3 protein-coding genes, 1 tRNA gene and 1 pseudogene are annotated in these 4,131 nt (G+C 29.2%); 3 read left to right on the forward strand and 2 right to left on the reverse strand.

The window, feature by feature from the left end:
- Positions 1-60 precede the first annotated feature (60 nt).
- Positions 61-135, forward strand: a tRNA-Thr gene (locus JJE11_RS15840).
- Between the two features lie 128 nt (positions 136-263).
- Here JJE11_RS15840 and JJE11_RS15845 read toward each other — a convergent pair.
- Both JJE11_RS15845 and JJE11_RS15850 read right to left on the reverse strand, forming a co-directional pair.
- A complete protein-coding gene (locus tag JJE11_RS15845; RefSeq protein WP_291637352.1) occupies positions 264-1,244 on the reverse strand; it encodes an ATP-binding protein in 981 nt (326 codons plus the stop codon).
- Entirely contained in the window at positions 1,237-2,223 is a 987-nt protein-coding gene (locus JJE11_RS15850) for a DnaD domain protein (RefSeq protein WP_291637353.1), read from the reverse strand. The genes JJE11_RS15845 and JJE11_RS15850 overlap by 8 nt, the downstream gene beginning before the upstream one ends.
- 234 nt (positions 2,224-2,457) lie before the next feature.
- On the opposite strand from JJE11_RS15850, the gene JJE11_RS15855 reads away from it, so the two are divergent.
- Positions 2,458-3,660, forward strand: coding sequence for a peptidoglycan DD-metalloendopeptidase family protein (locus JJE11_RS15855; RefSeq protein ID WP_291637355.1), 1,203 nt, complete (start codon positions 2,458-2,460; stop codon positions 3,658-3,660).
- 250 nt (positions 3,661-3,910) lie between these two features.
- A pseudogene (locus JJE11_RS15860) lies at positions 3,911-4,131 on the forward strand (hypothetical protein); the annotation flags it as partial.

Here is a 4,131-nt window from a genome sequence, read left to right on the forward strand (position 1 = left end):
GTGCCGCCCTGTCACGGCGGAGGTCGACGGTTCGAGTCCGTTCTGGGTCGCCATATGTTTGCTAGCATGGCTCAACGGTAGAGCAGCTGACTTGTAATCAGCAGGTTGTAGGTTCGATTCCTATTGCTAGCTCCATTAAAAGTCCTAAACATTCGTTTAGGACTTTTTTTATTCGCTATAAAAAACTTTAGAAGGTATTGATAGTTTTCATAAGTAAGGATAGTTCGTCTTTAAAACGAACTATCCTTAAATTTAACTTTCATTTATTTTGATTTACTCAAATTTTTCTTTATTCTTATATCATCTCCGAAGAATTTGCAAAGTGTAAAATTTCCAAGTAACCTAGAAGTTATTCTTTCGGTGTAGGTATGCAATAAATTTTCAAGTGTCAAATTAGTGGACACTAACATTTTTTTTTGTTTTAATAACTTGGTGTTAAGTAGATTAAACATTTCCGTTTTAGTAAAATCTGAAATTTGCTCTGTACCCAAATCATCTATAATAAGTAGATCACAATTTATTAATAACTCTTCTGAAGAAGTATCACCATTAAATCGAATTTCTTTTAATGTCTTTATCAATTCTTCAGCTGTTCTATATACTACAAAAGATCCTTTGTCGAGTAATTCCTTTGTAATGCAATGAGACAGAAAAGTTTTTCCAGTGCCAGAGCTTCCATAGAATAACAAATTTTCATCAGTGGTATCAAAATTTTTCAAAAATCTCATAGATTTAGATAAAATCTTTTCAATGTTCTTTCTTGGAGATTCTGATTCAAGGTCACTTTTTCTAGAAGGATAGTAATCTAATTTAAAATTATCGAAATTATGGGTTTTCAACATGCCTCGAAGTTCAGAACCAGTGTAATAAACATCTACAACCTTTTGCTTAAAGCAGGAGCATTTAGTATTTCCAATAAAGCCAGTATCTTGGCATTTAGTACATCTATAATGTAAATTCAAGTATTCCATATCAAAACCATTAGAAACTAATAACTCAGATTTTTTAACTCTTAGATCTATTATTTTTTCTCTCAGAGCATGTAAATACTCATCTCTATTATAAATACTTTTTAAAGCGCTAATAGATAATTCTATACATAGTTTACCTATTTTATGATCTAAATCGATAATTTCAGGGTGAGTATTTTCTATATGAGTTTTTCTTTTTCTAAATGCTGATTCTTCTTCTAGTCTTATTTTATCATACACGGCTAGTATTTTAGTTTGATATCCTTTAATCATTATTATCCCATCCTAGTAATTTCTTTTCAAGTTCATCGAAGTCATAGGCTCTTTGTTCATAATCATTAAAACTACCTTTGGTAGGCTTTCCACCAGCAGTATTATTTTTAGTAGTTAATGATCGTTTTTTATCTTTTTTCTCAATATCCTCTAAAGAGTTTATACCATCTTTAAACCAACTATTTAAAATTCCATCAATATATTTAAAATCAGCTCTGCCCAGCCTATCAAAACAAATATCACAAGCTTTAAATATAACTTCTAGAGAGAATTTATAAACATTTACCCACTTATCTAATATTTGTTCTTGGGGTTTCATTATTTCAGGGGCTTTTATTCCTAGGTAATTTAATATTTTTCTAATATTAATCCATTTATCTTCATGTTTTTTTATATAGGATTGGGCATCTTCAATGTTTTTAATATTAGCATCATGCCAAGCAATTGCAATAGTTTCAAAGTATCTATAGTCTACTTTACCTTTTGATACACAATATTGAATTAAAAGAAGTATTAGCTCTGGTGCAAAATTATAATCTTTTTGCCAGCTTAGGTACATAGTCATTTCTTTTGGTGAAAGAGGTCTGGCAATTAGTTTTTCAATCTCTTGAAGCATACCCTTTATTGAAGAATTGTTTAGTTCTTCAAGTAAGCTTACATTCTGAATATTTTCATCAGGAATATCTAATAAATCCGGGAATTCAATGTTGAAATTACCCATATTATCAATGGGGGTCATTTTGATTAGATTCTCATCATTCCAATAGGTCCAAGCGTTAACAACATCCGTTTCTAGCAGCCCAAGGGTATTTGCTATAACGGAAGAGGTAGCACCTATTTCTCCAGATGCACAATATTTTAGCCCTAGAAGGTAAACCTTAACAAACTCTCCTCTAGCTCTAGGCATAAATTTATCTATAAAAATATTACTCACTGGAGTATATTTATAGTTTTCATTTTTAAACATGAAAGTGCTCATAAAGTCACTACCTTTCTTTTTATATTATAGAACTATAATTTTTAAATGCAATATAATACGCTACGTATATTATGGATATTATAAATTATAATTAATGTCTTAGTTTATAAAAATTTTATTATTCAACCTATAGTATACCATATAGTTAAAGATAGAAATAAAAATAAACCATCAATTAATGTTTATTATTAGATGAAATGGGCATATTAAGTAAGTATCATAGGAGGTATCGTCTTGAATGCTTTAAAATGGAACAAAAATAAAATATGTGTGGTACTTACAACACTCATATTTATTGCCACTATTATGTATTTTAATACTTACAGGTTTTATGGTTATAAAGTTTCTATAGGGATAAATACCATAACATTTGTAAAAAGTAAGAATGGATTTAATAAAACATATAAGGAATTGCAAAGCGAAATTGAATCAAAATATAGCAACGTAGTTACATTGCAGGATTTTACTTTAACAAAAGTAAAAGTAGATGATGATGATGCTATGGTTATAAGTGGAGCTAATCTTAAGAAAGTAATGTTAAAAAAATTCAATATAGTTGTAGATGCAGTTCTAATGAAATCTGATAATAGAAAAGTTGCATATGTGGTATCTGAGAATCAAGGAAAAGAAATTTTGAATGGTGTAAAAGATTATTATTTTAAGAAGGCAAAGCTAAATAATATTAGAAAAACAGATATAGTAAATAAAATTAGTTATGAGTCCGTTAAGGTTAAAACAGGAGATTTATATGAAAATTCTAAAATTATAAAGGATTTAATAATATATAACAATAAAAATCAAATACCCCTTATAACGGTTAAGGTAGAGGGGAGTATAATTAAAGAACAAACCATATATCCTACTACAATTATAAAATCTTCTGATAAGCTAATGAGTGGGGTTAGCAAGATTGAACGCGAAGGCATAGATGGAATTAAAAAGGTTACTACTGAGGTAATAGCCCTCAACAATAATATAGTATCTGAAAAATTTTTAAAGGAAGAAACTATAACACCTGTGCAAAATAAAGAAATATACGTGGGAACAAGTAAGCCAATAATACTTGAACTTGCGCATATGAACAGTCCATCAAGAGGAAGCATAAGTTCAAATTTTGGTATGCGTTGGGGAAAAATGCATAAAGGAATTGATATAGCGGCTAATTTAGGTGCAACGATAAATACTGTATTAGATGGTACAGTTACTTGTGCAGCGTGGGAAGATGGATATGGTAATGTGGTGAAAATCGCTCATAATGGAGGCATAGAAACTATATATGCACATTGTAGTGCTATTACTGTAAAAAAAGGTGAAGTTGTAAAGTGTGGCGAAAAAATAGGAGAAGTAGGAAGTACTGGTAATAGCACAGGACCCCATCTACATTTTGAGGTAAGAGAAAATGGTGAGCCAATAAATCCTCAAAAATATATAAAGTAAAAATAAATATATGAATAATATTTTCTTATAAGTAAAAAATAATTAAATTAGCCAATGTATTTTAAATGAAGAGAGCTTTTATGCTCTCTTCATTTTTAATGAAAATATATAATTATTGCTACTATGCAAATATAATAGTAATCAGTCTATAGTAAAATGTTATGGTAACATATGTTACTGTAATTTTAGGCTAAATAGATTATTATTAATTTATAGATTTAAAGAATAAACAAATATTGGAGGAATAATAATGAGCGCATTTTTAGCACCTATTCACACCTGGTTATTTAATAAAATACTACTGGCAGAGGATTTAGAGAAAAATTTAAAAAAAATTTATATAGATAAATATGGGATTAATGCAAAAGATATTGCCCAAAAATCATTAGCTTTTGGGGAGCCAATAGACACCACGAAAAATATAGAGGATATAATTGATGTATCCAATATACATGGGTGGTTACAAGAGGA

The sequence above is a fragment of the Clostridium sp. genome (genome assembly GCF_016650095.1).
GTDB lineage: Bacteria > Bacillota > Clostridia > Clostridiales > Clostridiaceae > Clostridium_AD.

Excerpts from the sequence above, each read along its gene's own strand:
- JJE11_RS15845 (WP_291637352.1), bottom strand. The coding sequence starts at position 1,244 with ATGATTAAAGGATATCAAACTAAAATACTAGCCGTGTATGATAAAATA.
- JJE11_RS15850 (WP_291637353.1), bottom strand. The coding sequence starts at position 2,223 with ATGAGCACTTTCATGTTTAAAAATGAAAACTATAAATATACTCCAGTG.